The organism is Phaeacidiphilus oryzae TH49, assembly GCF_000744815.1.
GTDB classification, from domain to species: domain Bacteria; phylum Actinomycetota; class Actinomycetes; order Streptomycetales; family Streptomycetaceae; genus Phaeacidiphilus; species Phaeacidiphilus oryzae.
This window is the reverse complement of the sequence record NZ_JQMQ01000005.1, coordinates 601663-625490: the sequence shown is the minus strand read 5'-3', so window position 1 is coordinate 625490 and position 23828 is coordinate 601663. Positions and strand designations below refer to the sequence as shown.

Annotated in this window: 24 protein-coding genes; 9 read left to right on the top strand and 15 right to left on the bottom strand. The window is 73.9% G+C overall.

Annotated features, from left to right (window positions below; all coding sequences use genetic code 11):
* The first annotated feature begins 136 nt into the window (after positions 1-136).
* Complete coding sequence (locus BS73_RS07120; protein ID WP_037570489.1) at positions 137-829, top strand: TetR/AcrR family transcriptional regulator; 693 nt, start codon at positions 137-139, stop codon at positions 827-829.
* Positions 830-875: 46 nt separating this feature from the next.
* On the opposite strand, the gene BS73_RS07115 is transcribed toward BS73_RS07120, so the two are convergent.
* From BS73_RS07115 to BS73_RS07090, 6 genes are all read right to left on the bottom strand, one after another.
* A complete protein-coding gene (locus BS73_RS07115) occupies positions 876-1298 on the bottom strand; it encodes a pyridoxamine 5'-phosphate oxidase family protein (protein ID WP_037570488.1) in 423 nt (140 codons plus the stop codon).
* A gap of 81 nt (positions 1299-1379) precedes the next feature.
* Positions 1380-1889, bottom strand: coding sequence for an FBP domain-containing protein (locus tag BS73_RS07110; RefSeq protein WP_037570486.1), 510 nt, complete (start codon positions 1887-1889; stop codon positions 1380-1382).
* A gap of 54 nt (positions 1890-1943) precedes the next feature.
* Positions 1944-2258, bottom strand: a complete 315-nt coding sequence (locus BS73_RS07105) for a nuclear transport factor 2-like protein (RefSeq protein ID WP_037570485.1) — start codon at positions 2256-2258, stop codon at positions 1944-1946.
* A gap of 94 nt (positions 2259-2352) precedes the next feature.
* Positions 2353-2961 carry a putative glycolipid-binding domain-containing protein gene (locus BS73_RS07100; RefSeq protein WP_037570484.1) on the bottom strand — a complete coding sequence of 203 codons (609 nt, stop codon included), beginning with the start codon at positions 2959-2961 and terminating at the stop codon, positions 2353-2355.
* Positions 2962-3049: 88 nt separating this feature from the next.
* Positions 3050-3829 carry a hypothetical protein gene (locus BS73_RS07095; protein WP_152617542.1) on the bottom strand — a complete coding sequence of 260 codons (780 nt, stop codon included), beginning with the start codon at positions 3827-3829 and terminating at the stop codon, positions 3050-3052.
* Between the two features lie 160 nt (positions 3830-3989).
* A complete protein-coding gene (locus tag BS73_RS07090; protein ID WP_037570483.1) occupies positions 3990-5645 on the bottom strand; it encodes a long-chain-fatty-acid--CoA ligase in 1656 nt (551 codons plus the stop codon).
* A gap of 161 nt (positions 5646-5806) precedes the next feature.
* Between BS73_RS07090 and BS73_RS07085 the strand changes: the two genes are divergently transcribed.
* The 5 genes from BS73_RS07085 (at position 5807) to BS73_RS07065 (ending at position 10538) form a co-directional block, all read left to right on the top strand.
* Positions 5807-7099, top strand: a complete 1293-nt coding sequence (locus tag BS73_RS07085) for an acyl-CoA dehydrogenase family protein (protein ID WP_063836933.1) — start codon at positions 5807-5809, stop codon at positions 7097-7099.
* A 3-nt stretch (positions 7100-7102) separates the two neighbouring features.
* On the top strand, positions 7103-8245 hold the full coding sequence (locus BS73_RS07080) for an acyl-CoA dehydrogenase family protein (protein ID WP_037570481.1): 1143 nt from the start codon (positions 7103-7105) through the stop codon (positions 8243-8245).
* Between the two features lie 73 nt (positions 8246-8318).
* On the top strand, positions 8319-9113 hold the full coding sequence (locus BS73_RS07075; RefSeq protein WP_037578569.1) for an enoyl-CoA hydratase/isomerase family protein: 795 nt from the start codon (positions 8319-8321) through the stop codon (positions 9111-9113).
* On the top strand, positions 9110-10015 hold the full coding sequence (locus BS73_RS07070; RefSeq protein ID WP_037578567.1) for a crotonase/enoyl-CoA hydratase family protein: 906 nt from the start codon (positions 9110-9112) through the stop codon (positions 10013-10015). The genes BS73_RS07075 and BS73_RS07070 overlap by 4 nt, the downstream gene beginning before the upstream one ends.
* A gap of 217 nt (positions 10016-10232) precedes the next feature.
* On the top strand, positions 10233-10538 hold the full coding sequence (locus BS73_RS07065) for a DUF5808 domain-containing protein (RefSeq protein ID WP_037570480.1): 306 nt from the start codon (positions 10233-10235) through the stop codon (positions 10536-10538).
* 88 nt (positions 10539-10626) lie between these two features.
* On the opposite strand, the gene BS73_RS07060 is transcribed toward BS73_RS07065, so the two are convergent.
* From BS73_RS07060 to BS73_RS07050, 3 genes are read right to left on the bottom strand one after another with little or no spacing between them, the layout of a single operon-like run.
* Positions 10627-11448 (bottom strand): ATP-binding cassette domain-containing protein, encoded by an 822-nt coding sequence (locus tag BS73_RS07060; protein ID WP_037570479.1) that lies wholly within the window; start codon positions 11446-11448, stop codon positions 10627-10629.
* A gap of 19 nt (positions 11449-11467) precedes the next feature.
* A complete protein-coding gene (locus tag BS73_RS07055) occupies positions 11468-12463 on the bottom strand; it encodes an ABC transporter permease (RefSeq protein WP_084703865.1) in 996 nt (331 codons plus the stop codon).
* Positions 12464-12476: 13 nt separating this feature from the next.
* Positions 12477-13514, bottom strand: coding sequence for a sugar ABC transporter substrate-binding protein (locus BS73_RS07050; protein ID WP_037570478.1), 1038 nt, complete (start codon positions 13512-13514; stop codon positions 12477-12479).
* A 267-nt stretch (positions 13515-13781) separates the two neighbouring features.
* On the opposite strand from BS73_RS07050, the gene BS73_RS07045 reads away from it, so the two are divergent.
* Complete coding sequence (locus BS73_RS07045) at positions 13782-14798, top strand: zinc-dependent alcohol dehydrogenase (RefSeq protein WP_037570476.1); 1017 nt, start codon at positions 13782-13784, stop codon at positions 14796-14798.
* Positions 14799-14880: 82 nt separating this feature from the next.
* Here BS73_RS07045 and BS73_RS07040 read toward each other — a convergent pair whose 3' ends face one another.
* From BS73_RS07040 to BS73_RS07015, 6 genes are all read right to left on the bottom strand, one after another.
* Complete coding sequence (locus BS73_RS07040) at positions 14881-15753, bottom strand: carbohydrate ABC transporter permease (RefSeq protein WP_200886661.1); 873 nt, start codon at positions 15751-15753, stop codon at positions 14881-14883.
* Positions 15754-15948: 195 nt separating this feature from the next.
* Positions 15949-17292: an ABC transporter substrate-binding protein gene (locus BS73_RS07035; RefSeq protein ID WP_084703863.1), complete on the bottom strand. Its 1344-nt coding sequence runs from the start codon at positions 17290-17292 to the stop codon at positions 15949-15951.
* A gap of 53 nt (positions 17293-17345) precedes the next feature.
* Positions 17346-18227 carry a carbohydrate ABC transporter permease gene (locus tag BS73_RS07030; RefSeq protein ID WP_200886660.1) on the bottom strand — a complete coding sequence of 294 codons (882 nt, stop codon included), beginning with the start codon at positions 18225-18227 and terminating at the stop codon, positions 17346-17348.
* Between the two features lie 145 nt (positions 18228-18372).
* The gene (locus tag BS73_RS07025) at positions 18373-19500 is read right to left on the bottom strand and encodes a serine hydrolase domain-containing protein (RefSeq protein WP_051939623.1); all 1128 of its coding nucleotides are present in this window, start codon (positions 19498-19500) and stop codon (positions 18373-18375) included.
* The gene (locus BS73_RS07020; RefSeq protein WP_084703862.1) at positions 19497-20771 is read right to left on the bottom strand and encodes an exo-beta-N-acetylmuramidase NamZ family protein; all 1275 of its coding nucleotides are present in this window, start codon (positions 20769-20771) and stop codon (positions 19497-19499) included. Before BS73_RS07020 ends, BS73_RS07025 begins: the two co-directional genes overlap by 4 nt.
* Positions 20772-20792: 21 nt before the next feature.
* A complete protein-coding gene (locus tag BS73_RS07015; RefSeq protein WP_051939621.1) occupies positions 20793-21656 on the bottom strand; it encodes a MurR/RpiR family transcriptional regulator in 864 nt (287 codons plus the stop codon).
* 276 nt (positions 21657-21932) lie between these two features.
* Between BS73_RS07015 and BS73_RS07010 the strand changes: the two genes are divergently transcribed.
* Both BS73_RS07010 and murQ read left to right on the top strand, forming a co-directional pair.
* On the top strand, positions 21933-22739 hold the full coding sequence (locus BS73_RS07010) for an N-acetylglucosamine kinase (protein WP_051939619.1): 807 nt from the start codon (positions 21933-21935) through the stop codon (positions 22737-22739).
* Positions 22717-23733: an N-acetylmuramic acid 6-phosphate etherase gene (murQ, locus tag BS73_RS07005; protein ID WP_051939618.1), complete on the top strand. Its 1017-nt coding sequence runs from the start codon at positions 22717-22719 to the stop codon at positions 23731-23733. The genes BS73_RS07010 and murQ overlap by 23 nt, the downstream gene beginning before the upstream one ends.
* Positions 23734-23828: the final 95 nt, after the last annotated feature.

Here is a 23828-nt window from a genome sequence, read left to right as displayed (position 1 = left end):
CTTCGGGGATTTTTACGGGTACATCGTGTACCCGACAGCCGCTGAGGCTACGTCAGAACGCGACGGTGCGACAGGGGTGGGGCAGGGGGAAATCCGAGGGGATTCCGCGCCCGGGCCGGTGGATAGACTCGGGGCCATGCCGGCCGGGGAGAGAGCGGAGAAAGTCGACGGACGGCGTGCGCGCTGGGCCGGCCAGCACGAACGCCGGCGCGAGCAGTTCGTGGACGCCGCCCTCGACGCGATCGCCGAGCACGGGCCAGAGGTCTCCACGGCCCAGATCGCGGACGCCGCCGGCGTCGCCAGGACCAGGCTCTACAAGCACTTCGCGGACGCGGCCGATCTGCAGCGGGCGGTCGCCGGGCGGGCGGCGGCCTCGGTCGCGGCGGCCCTGGAGCCGGTCTGGCAGCCGCACGGCACCCCGATGGAGATGATCAGGAACGGCGTCGGCGCGTACTTCGGCTGGCTGCGGCGCAACGCCGACCTGTACCGCTACCTCAGCCGCAACATGCGCGGGCAGGAGGCGGTCGCCGACATCAAGAGCGCCATCGGCGGCCACCTCGGCGACCTGTTCGCCGGCTACCTCACCGCGGTCGGCGGCGAGCCGGGCCCGGCCGATCCGCTCGGCTACGGCATCGTCGGCCTCGTCGACGCGGCCACCCTCCACTGGCTGGACCAGCCCGGCGGGCTGCCGCCCGAGCAGCTGTCGGAGCTCCTGGCCCGCGCCATCTGGAACATGCTGGACGGCGCCCTGCGCGCGCAGGGCTACGTCCTGGAGCCGGACCGGGAGCTGGACCTGATCGCGATGGGCCGCGAGGACGCGGAGGCCTAGAGGGCCGCCTCCACCCCCTGGCGCCGCGGCCGAGCGCGGCCCCGGCTCAGGAGACGCTGCCGAGGTCGGCCCCGGCCCAGCGCTCAGGACGCAGGCGGATGCCGACGGTGGCGGCCGGGTCGGTGCCGGCGGCGTACGACTCGGCGGCGCCGGGCGGAAGGTAGCGGGCGGCGATCCGGGCCACCAGAGCGGCGTCGGCCGGCACGAACTCCACCGGGCCCTCGGCCGAGGCCCAGCGGTAGGTCGGCTCCTCGCGCTGCACCGTCAGGGTGGCCCGGCCGGCGGCCTCCAGCAGCCGGGCCTTCCGCGAGGAACGGCCGGTGACCAGCACCAGGTCGCCGGACTCCTCCGCCAGGTACCAGACGGGGACGCCGATCGGCCCGCGACCGGGCTCGCCGGACGCCACCGAGAGGACGGCGATCAGCGGTTCGTCGAGGAGCCGGGCGCGCTCCTCCGGCTTGAGCGGCAAGGGAACCTCCGCATACGAAAGGCCTGCGACGTTCCGAGCCTAGGCCGCCGGGGGCCGTCCGGCGGTACGCCGCGCCGGGGGTCAGCCGGCGGTCGCCAGGACCTTGTCCAGGAAGGCGAAGAGGTTGGCGCGGGTGCGGGCGATCTGCTCCTCGACGCTGAGCGACTCCTCGATCCGGCCACCAGGGGCCGGCGCCTTGCGGCCGCGGGTGTAGAGGGAGCAGTCCAGGTCGGTGCAGATGTAGTCGCCGACCGAGTCGCCCTTGCGTCCTGCGGCCCCGGCCCGGCGGGCGGTCATCAGCGCCACGCCGCTGCCCGGGTGGGTGGTCAGGCAGAGCGAGCAGAGGTTGCGGTGGAGGAAGCTCCGGCGGCGCTTGGCGGGCAGCCGCAGGGCGACGCCGGTCAGGCCGCCGTCCTCGCGCTCGGCGACCAGGTAGCAGCGGTCGGGGGCGGAGATGTCCTGCCAGCCGAGGAAGTCCAGGTCATCCCAGGGGCGTTCGCCGAGGTCCCGGGGGAGCGAGAGCCGCTTGGCCTCTCCCTGCGAGCAGTTGACGAAGCTGTCGCGGATGTCCCGCTCGGATGGTGGGTGCATGGTCAGCGACGGTAACCGGGACGCGGGAGCCCGGCCAAGCGGATTTCCCGCGGCTCAGGCCTGACCGGTCTCGAAGTGGGTGATCCGGCCGGCGCCGTCGATCTCGAAGGCCCACTTGGTGCGCATCTCGCCCCAGGTGTCGTTGCTGAACCTGGCCACCAGCCGGCGGCCGCCGTCGGCCTCGTTCAGCACGTCCATCCGGCCGTGGACGGTGAAGATCTCCTTGTCGATCCACTCCTGGAGATCGCGTTCGCTGCCGTCGTCGGACATCGTGGCGTCCGGGGCCAGCAGGGCGAGGAAGCCCTCCCGGTCGCCGGAGTTGACGGCGCGGACGAGCTTGCGGACGGTCGAGTCGGTCGGTGTGGACATGGCGGCACTGCTCCTCGCTGGACTGCGGGTCTCGTCCCGAGTCAAGCCCCCGCCCGCCCGGCGCGCGCGGCGGGCTACTCCGATCCGCTCGGGGCTATCGCGAGTTCGGGCGCAGCCGATGGGCCATGCCGGGGTAGTTCACCACGAAACCGTCCGCGTCGAACTCCACATAGCGGTTGAAGGTTCCGGAGGCGTAGCGGATCCGGGCGCCGCCCTCCGCGGTGCGGGTGAAAGGGGTGTAGGACTGCTCGGCCGGCCGCACCGTGAGCTCGGGTACCTGGATGAAGGCCATGCGGAACCGCAGCTCGGCGCCGGGCGCGGGGGAGCGGTGCCGGTGGAGTCCGTGCCGCAGCACCGGCATGGTGTTGGTCAGCGGGCACAGCCCCAGATCGCAGTCCAGTGCGCCGGCGAGCGCGGGCAGCGCCGCGCCGTTGGCGGTCCACTCGCCGCCGTCGGCGCGGCGGAGGTCCAACTCCCGCCGCTGGTCGGCGGTTTCCAGGAGCACCCGGAGGCTGCGGGTGACGTAGCCGGACCCGGCGTCCGGGCCGGCGTCCAGCCGGTACTCCAGCCAGTACGGCTCGGGGACGGTGCCGACCGCCCGGCCGCGGGCCCGCAGGGCGCCCTCGCCGGCGTGTTCCACCCAGGCGGTCTCGATGCCCCGGGTCTCGCTCACCTGCCAGGTCAGTACGCGCGGGTCCGTCATGGGCGGCCGGCTCCTCGGGGCTCCTCGGGGGCGTGCTCGGCGGCTGCTGTGCGGTGTGGCGTGCGCCGCTGGGCGGCGGGCGAACCCGTCAGGCCTGCGGAGGACCGAAGCCCGGCTGCTGCGGCGGGGTCTGCTGCGGGGCGCCGAAGCCGCCGCCCTGCGGCGGGCCGAAGCCCGGCTGTGGTTGCGGGGCCTGCTGCGGGGCGCCGAAGCCCTGCTGCGGGGGCATCGGAGCCTGCTGCGGCTGGCCGAACTGGCCCTGGGGCCCGCCGAACTGGCCCTGCGGGGCGCCGAACTGGGCCTGCTGCGGGACCTGCTGGGGCGCGACCTGCTGCGGCGGCAGCTGCGGGGCGGCCTGCTGCGGCGGGAACTGCTGCGGCGGGAACTGCTGCCCGGGGGCGGCCGCCATCGCCGGCTGCGGTGCCCCCGCCGGCGCGCCCGCGCCCGCGCCCGGGACGACCGCCAGCAGCTGGTCGAGCTCGTTCCGCCAGTAGCGGTGGATGTTCAGCCGGGTCGGCGCCTGGTGGCCCGGGAGGACGAGACGCATCTTGGACCAGACGGTGCCCCGCTTGACGTCCGAGACCGGCAGGTTCTCCCGCGGATAGGCGCCCACCACCTCGCCGGGCCGGTTGGACCACCGGCTGGCGGTGTTGACCACGACCGAGGTGTTGGTCAGCGTGATGAAGTAGAACTTCCGGCTGAACGCGACCACCAGGCCGACGAACGGGATCCGGTCGAAGACGGCGTTCAGCCAGGGGCTGGGGCCGGTCTCGGTGTGGATCACCGCCTCCACCGTCTCCCCGGGCGGGGCGACCTCCGCCAACTTGGCTATGACCTGTGCTTTCTGGGTGGCGCGAAGGATCGCCATGCTCGTCCCCGTCCTCAGGAGTCCATCAGGGCGCAGACATTAGCACGCAGGAGTGACAGAAGGTCAGATGGCGTTCACAGGCTGTCTTTCGCGGCCTGCGAGGCGGCGGCCCGACGGGTCAGCCGTCGGGCCGCCGTCGGGCCGCCTTCGGTCCGGCGGGTCAGCCGTCCGCCCGCTGGACCTCCAGCCGGCCGGCGGCCTGCTCGGTGCGCAGTTCGGTCTTCAGCACCTTGCCGCTCGGATTCCGCGGCAGCGCGTCCAGCAGGGTCAGGTTGCGGGGCCGCTTGTAGCCGGCCATCCGCTCCGCGCACCAGGCGGAGAGCTCGGCCGCGGTCGGCGGGCGCCCGGGGTCCCGGGGGACGACCACGGCCAGCGGTGTCTCGCCCCACTTCTCGTCCGGCATGCCGATCACCGCGACCTCGGCCACCGCCGGGTGGGCCGCCAGCACGTTCTCCACCTCGGCGCAGTAGATGTTCTCCCCGCCCGAGATGATCATGTCCTTCTTGCGGTCCACCACGTAGTAGTAGCCGTCCTCGTCCTCACGGACCAGGTCGCCGGAGTGGAACCAGCCGCCGCGGAAGGCCTCGGCGGTGGCCTCCGGCTTGTTCCAGTACTCCTTCATCACCATCGGGCCGCGGTAGACGATCTCGCCGACCTGGCCGGGCTCGACGTCGTTCATGTCCTCGTCCACCACCCGGCATTCGACGTTGAGGACGGGGGTGCCGACCGAGCCGATCTTGCGGATCGCGTCCTCTCCGCGCAGCGTGGTGGTGACCGGGGAGCACTCGGTCTGGCCGAACGCGGTGGAGACCTCCGCCTGCGGAAAGGTGTCGATCAGCCTGCGCAGCAGGGTGGTGGAGGCCGGCGCGGCGCCCCAGGAGATCCGGGTCAGCGCGGAGAGTTCGCGCCGCGAGCGCTCCCTGATGTCCGGCAGGTCGCAGATCGCCTGCCACTGGGCGGGCACCATGAAGCAGGTGGTGACGCCGTGCCGGGCGAGCAGCCGTACCGTCCCCTCCGGGTCGAAGCCGCCGGAGGGCAGCAGGACGACGTGGCCGCCGAGGAGCACCACCGGCAGGAAGCCGGAGAGGCCGGCGATGTGGAAGAGCGGGGCCACCACCAGCATCACCCGCTCGCCCGGGGCGGTGCTGTTGTGGGCGATCCCGCTGAAGGTGTGCATCAGCAGGTTGCGGTGGGTCAGTACGGCGCCCTTGGGCCGCCCGGTGGTGCCCGAGGTGTACATGATGAAGGCGGCCGTGTTCTCGAGGTTCTCGTCCACCTCCTCGGCGGCCTCGTCCCATTCCGGGGAGGCGGCGGACAGCGCCTCCTCGTACGCCTCGGCGCCCGGCCAGGCCGCGGAGGCCTCCCCGCCGAAGACCAGGCGGGCGGTCAGCACCGGCGACCCGGCCGCCGCCTGAGCGGACGTTCGGGCGGCGGCCTCGGCCAGCCGGGGCGCCAACTCGGCCTGGACGACCGCCGCGCGCGGGGTGCAGTCGCCGAGGAGGTAGGCGATCTCGTCGGCCACCAGGCGGAAGTTGACCGGCACTCCGATCGCTCCGAGGCGGGTCGTGGCGATGAAGGCCTCGAAGACCTCCAGCCGGTTGTGGGACAGCACCAGCACCCGGTCGCCGGTGCCGACACCGCGCTCGCGCAGGGCGTTGGCCAGGCGCGACACCCGTTCCTCCATGGTGCGGTAGTCGCGGGTGGTGTCGTCCAGGGTGAAGGCCGGACGGTCGCCCGCCGTCCTTGCGTGGCGGGCGAGTTGGTCGGACAGCGTCATTCCGCGTCCGATCAGCCGGGGATACCCGGAAGAGGGCATGCGTCACCTCTGTGCCGTCGGGGGTGGGGTCTCGGCCGGGAACGAGCAGGTGCGGGTGGCGCCATGCTGACCCGCCGGACGGTCTCCGTCAACGGGTACCGCAGTGGGCCCCGGAAGGCTAGATTTAACGAACGTTCAATCAGAATTCGGGAGGAGCGCGCATGGACACCGCTGACTTCCGCGCCGTGGTGCGCCGCTGGCTGGCCGACAACGTGCCGCCGCCACCGGCGCCGGGCGCGGACGCGCGGACCCTGGTCGCCACCGCCAAGAGCTTCCAGGCCGCCCTCTTCGACGCCGGCCTGGCGGGCCTGACGTGGCCCAGGGCGTACGGCGGCCAGGGCCTCACCGGAGCCGAGCAGCAGGTCTTCCAGGAGGAGGCGGCCCGCTACGAGCTGCCCATCGGCCTCTTCATGATCAGCATGGGGATGTGCGGGCCGACCATCGTCGACCTCGGCACCGAGGAGCAGAAGCGCCGGTACCTCCCCAGGCTGCTGCGCGGTGAGGAGGTCTGGTGCCAGCTGTTCTCCGAGCCCGGCGCCGGCTCCGACGTGGCCGGACTGCAGACCAGGGCCGTGCGCGCGGAGGACGGCAGCGGCGAGTGGATCGTCGACGGGCAGAAGGTGTGGACCTCCGGCGCCCAGCACTCCGACTTCGGCTGCCTGGTCGCCCGCACCGACCCGGACGTGCCCAAGCACCAGGGCCTGACCATGTTCATCGTGGACCTCCACGCCCCCGGGGTGACCGTCCGCCCGCTGCGCGACATGTCCGGCCGGGCCCCGTTCAACGAGGTCTACCTGGACGGGGTGCGGCTCCCGGCGGACGCGGTGCTCGGCGGCGACGAGCAGATCGGCCGCGGCTGGCCCGCGGCCGTGCTGATGCTCGGCCACGAGCGGGTCTCCATCGGCTCCGCCGCCCGCTCCCGGGACGAGCCCCTCGGCCGCGGCCGGCTGGCCGCGCTGGCCCAGGAGCTCGGCCGGCACCGCGACCCGGAGGTCCGCCGCCGGCTCGCCGCGCTCTACGCCGGCGGGCGCGGGCTCTCCCTCTTCACCGCCCGGCTGCGCCAGGAGGCCGACGCCGGGGAGGCGCCCGGTGCCCGGGGCTCGGTCGGCAAGCTGGCCGGGGCGGAACTCCTGTGGCAGGCCGTGGAGGCCGCGAGCGTGATCGCCGGTCCGCGGCTCACCGCGTGGGACCCGGAGGAGCCGGGGGCGGAGGCCATGGCCGAGCTCGTCACCTCGATCAACTCGGTGCCCGCGTCCAGCATCGCCGGCGGCACCAACCAGATCCAGCGCAACATCATCGGTGAGCGGATCCTCGGCCTGCCGAAGGACCCGGCGGCGGACCGGGACGTGCCGTTCCGCCGGCTCCGGGTCGGCACCCAGCGGCAGGACGACCAGCAGCAGGACACGCGGAAGCAGGACAACGGGAAGCAGGACATCGGGAAGCGGGAGGGCTGAGCCGTGCGTCTGATCCTCGACAGCGAACAGGAGCAACTGCGGACCGGGCTGCGCAAACTCCTCGACGAGCAGGCCTCCTCCGAGCGGGTGCGGGCGGCGATGGAGAGCGAGAGCGGCCATGATCCCGCCCTGTGGCGGCGGATCGCGGCCGAGCTGGGCCTGGCCGGTCTCACCGTCCCCGAGGAGCACGGCGGGGCGGGCGCCGGACAGGTCGAACGGGCGGTGGTACTGGAGGAGTTGGGGCGCTCGCTGGCGCCCGTGCCCTACCTCGCCTCGGCCGTGCTCGCGGTGGACGCGCTGCTGGCCGCCGGGGATCCGGCGCTCCAGGCCGACCTGCTGCCGGGGCTCGCGTCCGGGGAGCGGACCGGGGCGCTCGCGGTCTCGGGACCGGACGGCTCCTGGGGCTCCTCGGCCGGTACCGTCCGGGCGACGCGGGCTCAGGACGGCGACGGCTCCTGGGAGTTGACCGGCACGGCGAGCCATGTGCTCTCCGGCGCGGTCGCCGACACCCTGCTGGTGTGGGCGGGGACGCCGGAAGGGCCGGCCTGGTTCGCGGTGGACGCGGGCGGAGCCGGCGCCCGGGGCCTCACCGCGCGGGACCTCGCCGGGACGGACCCCACCCGCCGCTTCTCCCGGCTCGGCCTCGACCGCACCCCGGCCCGCCGCGCGGAGGGCGGCGCCGAACCGGCCGCCGCGCTGGAGGAGCTCCGCTCGCGGGCCGAACTCGCCCTCGCCGCAGGGCAGGTGGGCGTGATGGGCAAGGTGCTGGAGACCACCGCCGAGTACGCCAAGGTGCGGATGCAGTTCGGCCGGGCGATCGGCTCCTACCAGGGCGTCAAGCACCCCCTCGCGGACCTCTACTCGGCCCGCGAGCAGGCGCTCTCCGCCGTCCGCTACGCGGCCTGGGCCGGCGACGAGTCGCCGGAGCGCTTCCCGGTCGCCGCCGCCACGGCGATCGTGCTGGCCGCGCCGGCCGCCTTCGAGGCCGCCGCCAAGGGCGTCCAGCTGCACGGCGGCATCGGCTACACCTGGGAGCACGACGCCCACCTCTACTACAAGCGCGCGAAGTCTGATGAGCTGCTCCTCGGCGAGGGGCCGGCCCGACTCGACCGGCTCGCCGACCTCCTGGACCGGCGCCCGGCCTGAGCCGGCCGCGCCGGCCGCGCGCCGGCCCCCGGCCGGTACGACCCCGCAGGACGCAGTGTCCGGAAAGGAACGCATGACTACCGTCGAGCAGCAGTCCCTCCTGGTCGGCCGGGAGGGAGCGGTGGCCACGATCACCATCAACCGCCCGCGCCGCAAGAACGCCCTGGACCACCCCACCTGGCGGCTGCTGCACGCGGCCCTGGTGGACGCCGGCCGCGACCCGGAGGTCCGGGCGGTCGTCCTCACCGGCGCGGAGGGCGACTTCTGTGCCGGGGCCGACCTGTCCGGCGAGCGGCCCGGCCATCCGCTGGAGGCCATGCGCCGGGTGAACGAGGTGGCCCTGGCCCTCCACGAGCTGCCCAAGCCGACCATCGCCAAGGTCCGCGGGGTGGCGGTCGGCGCGGGCTGGAGCCTGGCCCTGGCCTGCGATCTGGTGGCGGCCGCGCCGGACGCGCGGTTCAGCCAGATATTCGCCAGGCGCGGACTCTCCCTGGACTGCGGCGGCTCCTGGCTGCTGCCCCGGCTGGTCGGGATGCAGCAGGCCAAGCGGCTGGCGCTGTTCGGCGACTTCGTCGACGCGCCGGAGGCCCGCTCGCTGGGCCTGGTCACCTGGGTCAGGGAGGACCCGGAGCTGGACGGATTCGTCGCCGAGCAGGCCGCCCGGCTGGCCGCGCAGCCGCCGGTGGCCATCGCCCAGTCCAAGGCGCTGCTCCACGAGGGCGTCCAAGCCTCGCTGCGGGAGGCGCTGGAGAACGAGGCCCGGGCGCAGGTCGTCAACTTCGCCACCGAGGACGCCCAGGCGGCGAAGGAGGCCTTCCTGGCCAAGACGACGCCGGTCTTCACCGGCCGGTGGGCGGTGCGACGGTGAGTGCCGCCGAGCGGGAGTCCGCAGACTTCGAGGAGATCCGGTACACCGTCGAGGACCGGATCGCGACCATCACGCTCCACCGGCCGGACCGGCTGAACGCCTTCACCCTCACCATGGCCCGCGAGCTGATCGCCGCCTTCGACCGGGTGGACGCGGACGACGGGGTGCGCGCGGTGATCGTCACCGGCGCGGGCCGCGCCTTCTGCGCCGGCGCCGACCTCGGCGGCGGCGCCGCCACCTTCGACGGGACCGCGACCGGGGACGCCCGGCGGGCGGCGCACGGAGAGATCGACGGGGTGCCGAGGGACGGCGGCGGCACGGTCGCGCTGCGGATCGCCGCCTGCCGCAAGCCGGTGATCGCGGCCTTCAACGGGCCGGCGGTCGGCGTCGGGGTCACCATGACGCTGCCGATGGACATCCGGATCGCGGCCGACACCGCGCGCTTCGGCTTCGTCTTCGCCCGGCGCGGGATCGTGCCGGAGGCGGCGTCCAGCTGGTTCCTGCCGCGGGTGGTCGGGATCTCCCAGGCGATGGAGTGGGTGGCCACCGGCCGGGTCTTCGACGCGGAGGAGGCGCGGGCCGGGCGGCTGGTCTCCCGGGTGGTGCCGGCCGGCGAGCTGATGGGCGCGGCCCGCGGGATCGCCCGCGAGATCGCCGAGAACACCTCGGCGGTGTCGGTGGCGGTGGCCCGGCAGATGATGTGGGGGATGCTGAGCGAGCCCACGCCGTGGGCCGCGCATCGCTACGACTCGCGCGCGATGTTCGAGCTCGGTCGGGGCCCCGACGCGGCCGAGGGGATCACGGCCTTCCTGGAGAAGCGCCCGCCGCGCTATCCGGGGACGGTCACCAAGGACTACCCCGAGGGCGTCCCGGCGTGGCCGGCCCGTCCTGACGAGTACTGAGGCGGGGCGGGCCCGCGCGAGCGCGCTCGCCCCCGCTTGCGGCTGCGGCGCCGCGCGGGGTGGGTGCCTGCCGGGCCTGCGGTTCGGCGGTTGGGTGGTTCGGCGGTTCGGCGGTTCGGCGGTGGTGTCTAAGCTGGGGAGGGCGATTCGGCGGAGGCCTCCGCCGCGCTGACAGCGGAGCGGAACCAATGCGCGCGGAGGCCGGGAGGGGGGCGGCATGGGTGGGAACGGCGGGAAGGGCGGCCGGAACCGGCTGATCGGACTGGCCGTGCTGGGGCTCCTGGGTGCGGCGGTGGTCAAGGAGCTGCGGCAGCCCGCCGCCGAGCGCACCTGGACGGGGCGGGTCGTCGGCGTGCCGTACGACCTGCGGCGCCCCACGGTCGGCAAGGTCCGCCGGGAGTACTGGGATCCGGAGAACCCGGCCCTCTTCACTCCGCACTCCTTCGGCATCGGATACGGCGTCAACCTGGCCCGGGTGGGCGCGCTCGCCCGCCGCGCGGCCGGGGCGGTCCGCTGCCGCTGAGCCGCGGGCCTGGTCTCGCTGAGCCGCAGGCCGCTGCCGCTGGGCCGCGGGCCGCGGGTCGGCTCCTGCTGAGTCGTGGGCCGCGCTCTCAGGCCGGTGCGGTCGCGCCGCCGTCGCCGGCGATCGCGCCGGTGATCAGGCCGACGAGCTCGTCTCCGCCGGTGGCCGCGATCCGGCGGTAGCCGACCGCGCGCCCGCGCCGGAGCACCCACACCCCGTCCGCGATCCGCAGCACCTGGTCCAGGTCGTGGCTGATGATCAGCACGGTGACCCCGCGCTCCTTCAGCCGCAGCACCAGCCTCTCCACCGCGTGGGTCTCCCGGACGCCCAGCGCGGCCGTCGGCTCGTCCATGATGACCAGCGAGCGGCCCCAGGTCACCGCGCGGGCGATGGCCACGCACTGGCGCTGGCCGCCGGACATCCGGCGGACGGTGGCCCGCACCGAGGGGACGTCCACCTCCAGCCGGGCCAGGATCTGCCGGCTCTCCTCGATCATCCGCCGCCGGTCGAGGAGGCCGAGCCGGAGCGGTCCGTACCTCAACTCCCGGTTGAGGAAGAGGTTCTGCCACACCCGCAGGTCCTCCACCAGGGCCAGGTCCTGGTAGACGGTCTCGATGCCGCGCCGGCGGGCACGGGCGGGGGAGTCCAGATGGATCGGCGAGCCGTCGAAGACGATCTCGCCCGCGTCCGGCGCGTCCACCCCCGTCAGGCAGCGGATCAGCGTGGACTTCCCGGCGCCGTTGTCGCCGACCAGCGCGGTGATCTCGCCGCGCGGGACGGTGACGGTCAGGCCCTGGAGGGCGCGTACCGCGTCGAAGGTCTTCACCAGGCCGCGCGCCTCGACCAGCGAGTCGGCCGGGACGGCCGGGCCGCCGCCGGGCGCGCCCGCCCGCTCGGACACCGACGCCATGTCAATCCCCCTTCTGCTCCTACCGCTTGAAGCGGGACAGGACGGCGGCCGCGACCACCACCCCGCCCACCGCGATCGGCTGGTAGTACTGCGAGATACCGAGGATGGTGAACCCGTTGACCAGTGCGGTCAGCAGCACCGCGCCGGCCACCGTGCCCAGCACCGCGCTCTGCCCGCCGAAGAGGCTCGACCCGCCGAGCACCACGGCGGCGATCGAGCTGAGGAGGAAGTCGGTCTGCAGCGTCGGGTCCGCCCCGCCGGTGCGCGCCACGTACAGCACCCCGGCCAGTCCGCAGAGGAGCCCGGACGCCGTGTAGGCCAGCACCCGCATCCGGGCCACCGGGATGCCGGCCTCCCGTGCCGCCTCCAGGTTTCCGCCGGTGGCCAGCAGGTGGGTGCCGGTCCTGGTGCGCGCGATGCCGAGCCAGACGGCGGCCGCGACCACCGCCGCCACCAGCCAGAACCACCGCACCGGGCCGATCCCGTCCAGCGCGAGACGGCGGAGGAAGGGGGAGGAGACCGGGGTGGTGTTGCCCGCGGTCAGCAGCAGCGAGATGCCGCTGACCACGCTCAGCGAACCCAGGGTGGCGATGAAGTCGGTGACCCCGGCCACCGCCGTGACCAGCCCGTTGACCAGGCCGACCGCGCCCGCCCCGGCGATCGAGAGCAGCGTCGAGGCGGTCACCCCCCAGCCGTGCGACATCCCCTCGCCGAAGAGCACCGCGGCCCAGGGCAGGTTGGCGCCGACCGACAGGTCGATCCCGGCGGCGACGATCACCACCTGCTGGCCCAGGGCCAGCACGACCAGGATCGCCGCCGAGACCAGCAGGTCGGTGATGTTGCCGACGGTCAGGAAGTCCGGGGTGGCGATGAAGAACACCACGAACACCCCGAGCAGCCCGATCGCCGCGGCATGCCGGGCCAGCGCCGGCGACCAGCGCCGCCAGCGGCTCGGTTCGAAGGGTTCCGCGCTCACGTGGTCCCCGCGCTCGCCGGTCCCGGTGGTGACGCTCATCCGGCCACCGCGCTCACTTCGCCACCAGCGGGGTGATCGGGTCGGAGTAGGCGAAGTACGGCTTGGGGAAGGCCGATCGGGCCTGCTGCACGTTCTGCGAGGTGATCAGCTTGATCGGGGAGACCACCCGGGCCGGGACGGTCTTGTGCTCGGCCAGCGCCAGACAGGCGGAGACCGCCAACTGGCCCTCGGCGTACGGGTACTGGGTGACGGTGCCGGAGAGGGTGCCGGACTGCACGGACTGCAGGGCGTCCTGGATGCCGTCCACCGAGATGACCTTGATCCGGCCGGACCTGCCGGCGTTGGTGATCGCCTGGGCGGCCCCCAGGCCCATGGTGTCGTTGGCGGCGAAGATCCCGGTGATGTCCGGGTGGGCGCGGAGGACGGCCTCGGTGACGGTGAGCGCCTTGTCCTGCTCGTAGTCGGCGGGCGCCTTCTGCACGATGGTCAGCTTGCCGGCCACGGTTTGGGAGAAGGCGTTCACCCGGTTGATGCCGTTCTGCTCGCCCGCGATGCCCTGGAGCACGGCCACCTTGCCCGTGCCGCCCAGGACCTGGAGCATCCTCTGGCCGGCGATCCGGCCCGCGTCGGAGTTGTCCGAGCCGATGAAGGTGGCGAAGGAGACCCCGGCGGCGGAGGCGGCGGACGGGCTGATCTGGGTGTCCAGGTCGAGGATCGGGATCTTCTTCTGCGCCACCGGCACTAGCGGGGTGATCACGTTGGTGGCGTTCACCGGGACCACGCCGAAGCAGTTGTACCCCTGGCCCGCCAGGGTGGAGATCTTGGCGTTCTCGCCGTCCGAATCGGTCTCGTCGGCGCCGGCCTGGACGTTGACCCGCACGCCCAGCTTCCTCCCCTGCGCCAGGGCGCCGTCCCGTAGGGCCGCCCAGTACGGGTTGCTGAAGTCGCGGGTGACGATGGCGACCTTCAGGCCCCCGCCGGCGCCGCCGGACGAGGAGCTGTGGGCGGTGCCGCCGCGGCCGCAGCCGGCCGCCGCTGCGACCAGCGCGACCGTCAGCGCGCCGATCCGGAATCCGTGCCGACTGAGCATGATGAACCGTCACCTCTCCTGCGCCGTAAGCCGTGGAACGTACGGGGGGAAGCGGGCGATCACGATGTGCCGGTGGGTACGGCGGATTCGGGTGGAGAACCGGGCGCCGCCGAATTTCGCCAGGTTAAGTCCGCGTGACAGGAGGGGCAATACCCCGCACACGGCACCTTCCGTCCCGGTGGGCGCACTCTCGATCATTTGTATGCAATGCGGCAAGCTGGTCGGGCAGGAGCGTTCCGTGCCAGGCAGCCCCTCGGAGGGACCCGTATGCGCGCAGCCTTCGTGCCCGAGCCCGGCCGCGTCGAGGTGGCCGACTTCCCCGTTCCCAGGCCGCGTCCGGACCAGTTGCTGGTGCGGATGCGGCACGCCTCCGTCTGCGGGTCCGACATCCACGTCGTCCACCACGGCTTCCACGACGAGGAGTTCCTCGGCGTGCCGGGGTACCCCGGGCACGAGGGCGTCGGGGTGATCGACGAGAGCAGCGGGGACGCCGGCCTTCCGCCCGGCACCCCGGTGCTGACCGTGCCCTCCGGGCGGCTCGGCTGCTGCTTCGCCGAGTACCAGGCCGTCGAGCGGCGCTGGCTGATCCCGCTGCCGGCCGCGGCCGTCGCCGAGACGGGCATCGAACGGCTGCTGCTGGCCCAGCAGTTGGGCACCACGGTCTTCGCGCTGAAGCGCTTCCTCCGCTCCGCCCCGGGCGCGAGGGACGGGGAGGGCGGCACCGCCGCCGTCATCGGGGCGGGCTCCGCCGGGCTCTTTCTCCTCCAACTGCTGCTCCGCCGCGGCTACGACGTGGTCGCCGTCTCCGATCTGGACGAGGGCCGGCTGGCCGAGGCCGCCCGGCTGGGCGCGGCCCGCACCGTGCGGGCGCCCGGCGAGGACTTCACCGAGGCGGTGCTGGAGGCGACCGGCGGACGCGGGGCCGACCTGGTGATCGAGGCGGCCGGGTTCGACGCCACCCGGGCGCAGGCGGTCGCGGCGGTCCGCAAGCGCGGGACGGTCGGCTGCTTCGGCTACCCGGAGCTCCCCGGTCTCTCGCCGTTCCCGGTGGACCGGGCGTTCCGCGACACGGTGGCCGTGGAGTGGTGCAGCGGCGCCCAGTTCGAACCGGGACTCGCCTCCTTCCGGGAGGCGCTGACCCTGATCCGCACCGGGGCGATAGCCGTCGACCACTGCCTGCGCGCCCGCTGCGAGCTGGAGCAGGTGCCCAAGGCCCTGGAACTCGCCCGCACCCAGGCCGGCGGCGCGCCCAAGGTGCACATCACCATCGCCCCGAACGGCTAGCCGCAGCCGACGTCGGCGCTCCCGGCCGCGGCGCTCCCGGCCCCGGCGCTCCCCGGACGCCTGGCGCCTCGTCCCGGCGCCGTCAGTCCGCGAACCGCTTCTGCAGCCGCAGCAGCACCGCCGAGACGGCGACCACGATCACGAAGCCGAGCAGGGCCAGCGCGGTGGCCAGGCCCATCGACTGCGCGGTGCTGCCGAACCCGCCGAAACCGGTGCGGTAGAAGAGGGTGCCCAGGACGTCGGTGGAGTAGTCGGGGCCCGCCTGGGTGCCCTCCAGGATGTAGATCAGGTCGAAGGTGCCGAAGGCCCCGATGAAGTTCATCGTGGTGACCATCAGGATGGTCGGCCTGATCGCCGGGATGAGCACCGACCACAGGGTGCGCAGCCGTCCGGCCCCGTCCAGGGCCGCCGCGTCCAGCATGTCCTGCGGGATGTCGGTCAGCGAGGCGAGGAAGAGGAGCACCGGGAAGCCCATCCCGGCCCAGGCGGTGATCACCGCGATGGTGGGCAGGGCCAGGGTGGTGGAGCCCAGGAAGGGCGCCGCCAGCGCGTCCAGGTGGAGGGTGTTGAGGGCGGAGTAGAGCACCCCCGTGTTGGGCTCCAGATAGACCGTCCACACATAGGCGATCGCCACCGGCGGCAGGGTGAACGGCAGCATCAGGATCACCGAGTACCGGCGGGACGCCCGCTCGTTCTGGAGGAGCAGCAGGTAGGCGAGGCCGATGCCGATCACCAGGGTGAGCACCATCGAGATCGCGAAGAAGTACAGGTTGTGCTCGACGGCGTGCCAGAACTGCGGCGCGAACTGCGAGTCGAAGAGGGTGTAGGTGTAGTTGCGCAGCCCGACGAAGTCGATCAGCGGGCCTGTGCCGTTCCAGTTGTAGAAGCTGTACCGGACGCCGGAGACCAGCGGATAGACCACGAAGACGGCGAAGAGCAGCAGGCAGGGCAGCACCAGGCCGCCGAGGACCAGGCCCTGGCGGCGCGGGACCCGGCGGCCGGCGCGGCGCCGGGGCGCGGCCGGTCCGGGGCGGGCCCCGGCTCGGCCGCGGCGGCCGTCCCGCTGCCGGTGTCCGCGCCGGGGCTCGTGTCCGTGCCGGTGCCCGTGCCCCTGCGGGCGGAGGCGGAGGTGGGGAGTTCCATGGCGCCGCTACTTGCCGAAGTACCAGGAGAGCTGCGAGTCGATCTTCGCGGCGGCCTGCTGCGGCGTCAGCTTCCCGTTCAGCAGCGGGGTCGCGATGTTCTGCTCGGCGGTGAAGATGCCCGGCGTGGTCGCCGCGGACTTCTTCTTGATGTCCGAGGGGCTCACCGGCGGGTTGTCCATCGGCGAGCGGATGCCGAAGACCGGCTTGACGGCCTGGGTCTGGTACCAGTGGGCGGCCTCCACGCTCAGCGGGTACTTGGCCGGCACCTGGACCCCCTGGATCGGCGAGATCTCGCCGGCCACCTGGGAGAAGGCGTCGCCGAAGGTCTTGGTGGCGGTGAAGCCGAGCACCTTCTCGGCGGCCGTCGACTCGGCGCTCGACCTGATGTGGGAGTTGAGCGAGAAGTCGCCGTCTATGTACCAGTCCAGCCGGGGCTGCTTGCCGTCCGGCGAGGGGACCAGGATCTGCCCGTACTGCAGGGAGGGGTTGACCTGGTCGATGGTCGCGGTGTCGAAGATGCCGTCGATGATGAAGGCGGTCTTGCCGAGCGCGAACTGGGTCTCCTGCTCGTTCCCGGCCGAGCCGGTGGCCTGCCAGTTCTTCTCCAGGTAGGGGGAGAGCTGCTGGAAGGCGGCCAGCGTCCGGACGAACTGCGGATCGGAGTAGGTGGCCTTCTTGTCGGTGATGGCCTGGGCGGTGGAGTCGTCCAGTGTGGAGGCGCCGATCGCGTCGATCTGCAGGGCCAGCAGCCACTGCTGCACGCCCATCACGTACATCGGCGTCACGCCCTTGGACTTCAGCGTCTTCATCGCCGAGATCAGCTGCGTCCAGGTCTGCGGCACCTGCACGCCGTTGTCGGCGAGCAGCTTCTTGTTGTAGAAGAGCTCCATCGACTGCACGGCGAACGGCACGCCGTAGGTCTTCCCCCGGTACTGCGCGGCGGCGAGCGCGTCCTTGCCGATGGCCGAGGTGTCCACCGAGCCGTCGAGCGGGGCGGCCATCCCGGCGGCGGCGTACTTCTCGGTCCCCTCGCCGGCCCGGTCGTAGTAGATGTCCGGCCCGGAGCCGCCGTTCATCGCGGTCTGCAGCACCGAGTCGTACGAGGTCGCGTTGATGGCGCGGAACTGGATCCGGACGTTGGTGCCCTGCTTCGCCAGGTCGTCCTGGACGGTCTTCCAGACCGGCGCGTCCTGGGCGCGCCAGGACCACACGGTGACGGTCGGCTCCGCGGACGAGCCCGCGGAGGTCCCGCAGCCGGTGAGGCCGAGGGCGGCAGCGCTCACCGCGCAGGCGAGCAGGGCGGTGCCGGTACGGCGCTGACGGCGCCGGAAGCCGGGAGTCGGGGCCATGGGAGGCGTCCTTTCGCGGGAACAGGGCGATGCCGGGGGCGGAGCGCGGCGGCTCACATCTTGATGCCGCCGCTGATCAGGTTGCGCCGGAACTGCCGTGCCACCAGCAGGAATCCGATGATCGTGGGCAGTGACACCATCACCAGGCCGGCCAGCAGCAGCTGCCACTGCGTGGTGTGCTCGCCGACGAAGGAGAGGATGCCGACCGCCACCGTCATGTTCTGCGGGTCCTGGATGAGCAGCAGCGGAAGGAAGAACTCCTTCCAGGCGGTCAGGAACTGGAAGACGGCCACAATGCCGAGCGCCGGGCGGACCAGCGGCAGCACCACGTGCCAGTAGATCCGCAGCGGGCCCGCGCCGTCCATCACCGCGGCCTCCTGGAGCTCGAACGGGATCGAGCGCATGTAGTTGACCAGGATGAAGACGCTGTAGGAGATGCCGCCGGAGGCGAAGACCAGGATCAGCGCGGGCAGTGTGTTCAGCAGGCCGAGGTTCTCGATCAGGATGAACACCGGCAGCGCGATGATCTGGATCGGCAGTGCCAGGCCGGAGACGAAGAACAGGTAGAGCAGCTGGTTGCCGCGGAAGCGGTAGCGCGCGATGACGAACGCCGCCAGCGAGGACACCAGCAGGATCACCGCCACCGTCACCACCGCCACCACCAGGGTGTTCAGCAGGAAGCGGCCGAGGTCGCCCTCCGACCAGGACTGCCCGTAGTTGCCCCAGTGCACCGGATGCGGCGGGGAGAGCGGGGTGCCGAGGATCCCGGCGACGTCCTTCAGCGACAGGTAGACCACGAAGAGCAGCGGCACCAGCACCACGGCGGAGGCGATGGCGAGCACGGTGTGGCCGACGACGGGTGCGGCGCCGGCCCGTCCTCTCCGGCGCCCGGCGCCGCGCCGCGGCGCTCCGGCGGGCTGGTCGATGGCGGTCACGTGGCGGGTCCTTCCCTTTGTGGGTTCGCCCCGGCGTCCGAAGGTCGTCGGAAGGTTACCGATGCAAGGAAATTTACGTCAATGGTTTACGGCGAGCCGATGTCCAATCGCGACCCGGCCGCCTCCGGGGTTTCCTGATGATTCATCAGAAATGCTGCTGAGCAGGGAAGTCGGCAAGGGCGGCGGTAGCCGTGGCGGCGCGCAGCGGATGCACGGGACGGCCCTCCCGGGTGGGGTGCACCCGGTTGGTGAGGAGCACGACGCTGACCCCGCGCGCCCGGTCGATCTGCAGCGAGGTGCCGGTGAAACCGGTGTGGCCGCGGCAGGCCGAGCCCTCCGGGCCCATCCAGGCCGTCTCGCCGATGCGCAGCCCCAACGAGACGCCGTGCGGGGGCCGCTGGGCCTCCGGGCGCAGCACCGAGGGCAACTGGTCGTCCCACATCCACACCGCCGTCCGCTCCTCCTCGCCGCGGCGGATCGCCTCGGCGAACCGCAGCACGTCCTCCAGCGGCGCGAACAGCCCGGCGTTGGCCGCCGTCCCGCCCAGCGACCAGGCCGCCTCGTCGTGGACCACCCCGCGGACGGTGCCCCGGCCGAACTCGGGCTGGTACTCGGTGGCCGCGGTGCGCTCCCGGTCGGGGCGGAAGGTGGTCGCGGCCAGCCCGAGGGGGTCCAGGGTGTGCCGGCGGACCAGCTCCGCCCAGGGCCGCCCGGTGGCCCGCTCGGCCAGCAGCATCGCGGTGAGGTACCCGGTGCAGGCGTACACCCAGCGGGTGCCGGGCGGCGCCGCCAGCGGCACGGCGGCCAGATCGGCGGTGAGCGCGCGGCGGTCCGGCGCGGATGGCGGCGCGCCGTCCGGAGCTCGCCGCCTTACGGCCTCCCGCCAGCCGTCCCAGACGGCGGGCAGCCCCGAGGTGTGGGTGAGGAGGTGGCGGAGGGTGACCTCGGAGCGGGCGCCCTCCCGGTACTCCGGCAGCCATCGCGCCACCGGCGCGTCCAGCGCGAGGACGCCCTCGGCGACCAGGCCGAGGAGGGTGTGGGCGGAGTAGACCTTGGTCACCGAGGCCAGGTCGAAGCAGGTGTCCGGGCGAACCGGCGGCCGCTCGGCGGCCGGCAGCTCCGCGCCGTCGTCGCCGATCCGCTGCAGCACCCCCGCCCAGTGCCGCAGTGCCGGCGCGCCGTCGACGTCCACCGCCACCGCCGCGGCGGAGCAGACCCCGTCCGCCACGGCCTGGTCCACCAGGGCGGCGATGCGCCGCAGTGCCGCGCTCACCGGGCCACCGCGGTACGGCGCGCCGGCCCGAAGAGGGCCGCCGGATAGGTCTCCCGGACGGTGGACGGCGGCCCGACCAGGTCCCGCGGATCCGCGCCCGCCTCCAGCCGGCGGCGCAGGGCGTCCGAGCCCCACAGCCGGTCCAGCGCGCAGCCCGGCTCCCCGGCGGGGGTGTCCGGCGAGCGCGGCAGCACCCGGAGGTCGTCCGGGTAGAGCTCGGCCAGCGCCCACAGCAGCGTCAGCCCGGTGCGGACCGGTACGAAGGCCTCGGCGTCGGTGATGTGCAGCGCCACCCCGCGCAGCACGGTTCCGGCGTACTTGTGGAACACCGGGCGGAACCAGGTCTCCCGCCACAGCACCCCGGGCAGTTCCTGGGCGCGGAGCAGTGGCAGCAGCCGGGCGTCGACGAAGGGCGCGCCGATGGTCTCGAAGGGCCTGGTGGTGCCGCGCCCCTCACTGACGTTGAGGCCCTCGACCAGCCCGGTGGCGGGGAAGGCCAGTGCCGAGGGCAGGGTGGGGAGGTTGGGGGAGGGCGGCACGAAGGGGCCGCAGGCGCCGGGGGCCCGGTCCGACCAGCCCTCGACGGCGACCACCGTCGGCTCGGGCAGCGGCGATCCGCCGAACCCGCCGGTCCGGGAGCGGAGCGCGGCCAGCCGGGCGATCTCGCCGGCGGTGAGGCCGTGCCGCAGGGGGATGTCGATCCGCCCGACGAAGCTCGCGTACTCCGGATCGAGTCCGGGGCCCTCGACCGCGGTGCCGCCGATCGGGTCGGGGCGGTCCAGCACGGCGAACGGGACGTCGGTGCGGGCCGCCGCGGCCATGCAGTCCAGCATGGTCGAGGTGTAGGTCCAGTAGCGGGTGCCGACGTCCTGCATGTCGAAGACGACGGCCTCCGGATCGGCCGCCCGGATCGCGGCGTCCAGCTCGGCGGCCGGGAGTTCGTAGGTGTCCACGACCGGGATGCCGGTGGCCGGGTCGCTGCCGGGGCCCTCGGACTCGCCGGCCTGGGCCGTGCCGTGGAGGCCGTGCTCCGGGGTGAGCAGCACGGAGACGGTGAAGCCCGCCTCGCCCAGCGCGTCCACGCCGCGGCGGAGGTCGGCGGTGAGCCCGGTGGCGTTGGTGGCCAGGGCTATCCGGCGGGCGGGCAGCAGGCCCGGATCGGCGAGCAGCCGGTCCAGTCCGGCGACGGCGGTGGGGGGCTGTTGCGGTTGCTGCGGTTGCTGCGGTTGCTGCGGTTGCTGCGGATGTGGCGTGTGGGGCGCGTTCTGCACGCGGGCCTCCTCTGGGGCCGGTCAGCGATCGTCGCGCAGCGCGCGGGTTGCGGCGTAGGTACGCTCCAGCGCGGAGACGCTGCGGTCGTAGTCGGAACGGGCGATCCCGACGAACAGGTAGTCCACGACGGTCAGTTGGGCGATCCGGCTGGCCATCGCCCCGGACCGGAAGCGGATCTCCCGGACCGCGGTGCGGAGGGTCGCGTCCGCCTCCGCCTCCAGCGGAGTGGACTGGGCGTTGGTCACCGCCACCGTGTACGCGCCGCTCTTCCGGGCCTCGCGCAGGAACTCCACGGTCTCCCGGGTGCGTCCGCCGTGGGAGAAGCCGATCGCCACCCCCTGCGGGCCGAGCAGCGAGGCCGGCACCAGCGCCTCGTGGGCGTCGGTGAAGGAGAGGGCGTCCATGTCGATCCGCAGCAGCTTCTGGGCCAGGTCGCGGGCCCCGACGTTGCTGGCCGCGACGCCGAAGGTGAGCACCCGGCGGGCGGCCGTCACCCGGTCGACGATCTCCCCGAGGACCGCGATGTCGATGCTGGCGGCGGTCTCCTGGATGCCCACGATCTCGGCGGTGCTGATCTTGGCGACCGCGTCGGCGAGGGTGTCGGTCGGGGTGATGTCCGAGCCGTAGCCCGCCTCCATGCCGAACTTGGCGGTCTCGCTGGCCAGTTCGGTCGCCATCCGGAGGCGGAGCGGGGCGTAGCCCTTGAAGCCGAGGGTGCGGCAGAACCGCACCACGCTGGTCTCCGAGGTCTCGCAGGTGCGGGCGAGCTCGGTGATCGTCTGGTCGAGAACGATCTGAGGCCGCGTCAGCACCGCGTCCGCGACCCGGCGCAGGGACGGTGGATAGTCGTTCACCTGGGACTGGATACTCGTCCTGATGCTCACGGCCGGTGAGCCTAGCCAGACCCCCCGAATGCGTCAATGCTTTTCATTCCCGCGCCGATACAGGTAATTTACCGACCGCTGAGAAGTGACACTGCGGAGGTGGGCGATGCCGGCAGGCGCCGCGAGGGTCGGCCTGGTCGCCGTCGACCTGGGCAAGACCCGTTGCCGGGCCCGTAGTTGGACCACCCGGCCGAACCGTCTCGGTACGCCGGAGCCGGACGGGCGGGCCGGCGGGGCGGAGGGCCCGGCGCTTCCGGGCTGGCCGAGCGGATCGGCGTGCAGCGGGCGGCCGAGGCCGTCGGCGCGGTGCTGGCCCGCCTCGATCCGCCGGTGGTCGGCGGGCTCTCGATCGGCGCGCTGGCCGTCGGCGCGGCCGGCGCCGGCGCGGCTCCGGAAGGGGCAGAACGGTTGGCCGCGCTGCTGGCCGAACGCCACCACTGTCCGGCGCTCGTCACCAGCGACCTGGTCACCGCGCACGCCGGCGCGCTGGCCGGCGGCCCGGGAGTGGTGCTGATCGCGGGCACCGGCGCGGTCGCCGCCGGCCTCGACGAGGGCGGCGAGCTGCGTCGCGCCGACGGCTGGGGCATCTGGCTCGGCGACGACGGCAGCGGGCGATGGATCGGACAGCGCGGACTCACCGCCGCGCTGCGCGCTTGGGACGGGCGCGGACCGGCCACCGCACTGCTGGACGCCGCGCGCGCCCTCGCCGACCCCCTCACCCGCCTGCCGGCGGTGGTCGGCGGCGACCCGGCCCCCGAACGGCGGCTGGCCTCCTTCGCCCCCGCGGTCCTCGCCGCCGCGCGGGACGGCGACGCGGTCGCCCGGCGGATCGCGGCCGAGGCGCTGGACCGGCTGGTCGAGACCGCGTGCGCGGTGGCGACGGGGGGAGCTCCGGTCGCCGTGGTCGGCGGGCTCACCGGCGACGCCGCCTTCGCCAAGGCCCTCCACGAGGCCCTCAGCACCGCCGGACTGCGTCCGGCCGCCCCGCTCGGCGACGCCCTGGACGGCGCCGCCCTCCTCACCGCCCGAGCCGATCTCCCGCACGAGAAGCAGGTGTTCCGTGTCCGACCACCCCGCCACTGACCCGCAGGCCGCCGAGCCCGCCGCCGAGGCCGCCGAGGGGCCCGCTGCCGGGCCCGCCGCCGATCCGCACGCGGCGCTCCGCGCCGAGCTCGCCGGGCTCGCCACCGAGGCCGTCGAGGCCGACCACGAACAGCTCGACCTCCTGGACACCGGCGGCCTGGTGGCCGCCATGCACGCCTGCGACCGGGCGGCGGTGGCCGCGGTCGGCGCGGCGGCCCCCAGGATCGTCCAGGCGGTGGACGCGATCGCCGAGCGGATGCGCCGCGGCGGCCGCCTGGTGTACGCCGGGGCCGGCACCTCCGGCCGGATGGGCGTGCTGGACGCCAGCGAGTGCCCGCCGACCTTCGGCGTCTCTCCGGACCTGGTCGTCGGGCTGATCGCCGGCGGGGACACCGCGATCCGCACCGCCGTGGAGGGCGCGGAGGACGACCAGGACGCGGGCGCCGCCGATGTCGCCGCGCTGGGCCTGGGCGCCTCCGACAGCCTGGTCGGCCTCTCCGCCTCCGGCCGCACCCCCTATGTGCTGGGGGCGCTGCGGACGGCCGCCGCGGCCGGCGCGCTGACCGTCGCGGTGGCCTGCAACACCGGCTCCCGGATCGGCGCGGCGGCGGAGATCGCCATCGAGGCGGACACCGGTCCTGAGCTGATCGCGGGCTCGACCCGGCTGAAGGCCGGCACCGCGCAGAAGCTGGTGCTCAATATGCTCTCCACGCTGACCATGGTGCGGCTCGGCAAGACCTACGGGAACGTCATGGTCGACCTCCAGGCCACCAACGACAAGCTGATGGCCCGGGCCGAACGCACCGTCATGCGGGTCACCGCGGTGGACGCGGCGACCGCTTCGGCCGCCCTCCGGGCGTCCGGCGGCTCGGTGAAGGAGGCCGTCTACGCCCTCCTCACCGGCGCCCCCGCAGCGCGGGCGCACACCGCCCTGGCCGAGCACGACGGCCACCTCCGCCGGGCCCTGGCCGCCGCCGCGGAGGGGCGCGGCTGAGGCCGGCCCCGCGCGATCGCCGGCCGGGCGCCGCCCGGGGAGGCGCGGCGGCCCCGGGGCCGCAGGGGCTCCGGGGCCGCGCGCTCGGTCGCGTG

Excerpts from the sequence above, each read along its gene's own strand:
- BS73_RS07120 (WP_037570489.1), top strand. The coding sequence starts at position 137 with ATGCCGGCCGGGGAGAGAGCGGAGAAAGTCGACGGACGGCGTGCGCGC.
- BS73_RS07110 (WP_037570486.1), bottom strand. The coding sequence starts at position 1,889 with ATGCACCCACCATCCGAGCGGGACATCCGCGACAGCTTCGTCAACTGC.
- BS73_RS07105 (WP_037570485.1), bottom strand. The coding sequence starts at position 2,258 with ATGTCCACACCGACCGACTCGACCGTCCGCAAGCTCGTCCGCGCCGTC.
- BS73_RS07100 (WP_037570484.1), bottom strand. The coding sequence starts at position 2,961 with ATGACGGACCCGCGCGTACTGACCTGGCAGGTGAGCGAGACCCGGGGC.
- BS73_RS07095 (WP_152617542.1), bottom strand. The coding sequence starts at position 3,829 with ATGGCGATCCTTCGCGCCACCCAGAAAGCACAGGTCATAGCCAAGTTG.
- BS73_RS07090 (WP_037570483.1), bottom strand. The coding sequence starts at position 5,645 with ATGCCCTCTTCCGGGTATCCCCGGCTGATCGGACGCGGAATGACGCTG.
- BS73_RS07085 (WP_063836933.1), top strand. The coding sequence starts at position 5,807 with ATGGACACCGCTGACTTCCGCGCCGTGGTGCGCCGCTGGCTGGCCGAC.
- BS73_RS07075 (WP_037578569.1), top strand. The coding sequence starts at position 8,319 with ATGACTACCGTCGAGCAGCAGTCCCTCCTGGTCGGCCGGGAGGGAGCG.
- BS73_RS07065 (WP_037570480.1), top strand. The coding sequence starts at position 10,233 with ATGGGTGGGAACGGCGGGAAGGGCGGCCGGAACCGGCTGATCGGACTG.
- BS73_RS07060 (WP_037570479.1), bottom strand. The coding sequence starts at position 11,448 with ATGGCGTCGGTGTCCGAGCGGGCGGGCGCGCCCGGCGGCGGCCCGGCC.
- BS73_RS07055 (WP_084703865.1), bottom strand. The coding sequence starts at position 12,463 with ATGAGCGTCACCACCGGGACCGGCGAGCGCGGGGACCACGTGAGCGCG.
- BS73_RS07050 (WP_037570478.1), bottom strand. The coding sequence starts at position 13,514 with ATGCTCAGTCGGCACGGATTCCGGATCGGCGCGCTGACGGTCGCGCTG.
- BS73_RS07045 (WP_037570476.1), top strand. The coding sequence starts at position 13,782 with ATGCGCGCAGCCTTCGTGCCCGAGCCCGGCCGCGTCGAGGTGGCCGAC.
- BS73_RS07035 (WP_084703863.1), bottom strand. The coding sequence starts at position 17,292 with ATGGCCCCGACTCCCGGCTTCCGGCGCCGTCAGCGCCGTACCGGCACC.